This window comes from Rhodococcus sp. IEGM 1351 (assembly GCF_030056875.1).
GTDB classification, from domain to species: domain Bacteria; phylum Actinomycetota; class Actinomycetes; order Mycobacteriales; family Mycobacteriaceae; genus Rhodococcus_F; species Rhodococcus_F opacus.
Genome location: NZ_JASHKU010000147.1, coordinates 1 through 247 on the forward strand (window position 1 = coordinate 1; position 247 = coordinate 247).

1 protein-coding gene is annotated in these 247 nt (G+C 65.6%); it reads left to right on the top strand.

Annotated elements, in window-relative coordinates; genetic code table 11:
* Nucleotides 1–247 (top strand): transposase (locus tag QM806_RS41130; RefSeq protein WP_502943961.1); only part of this gene is annotated, 247 nt, incomplete at both ends.

A 247-nucleotide genomic window follows, 5' to 3' on the forward strand; every position in this document is an offset into this window, starting at 1 on the left:
AGATTTCGGGATCTCCGAGACCTGCCTGAAGAACTGGCTGCGCAAGGCCGACATCGAGGACGGCACCCGGCCCGGCCTCACACGGGACGAATCCGACGAGCTCCGCGAGGCCCGCAAACGTATCCGGCTGCTCGAACAGGAGGCGGAGGTGATGCGTCGGGCGGTGGCCTACCTATCGCGCGATGTCAACCCAAAATGGGGGCACCTCCCTGCACGGAGTGCTTGGGGGAATGTTCCCGCTGGTCCG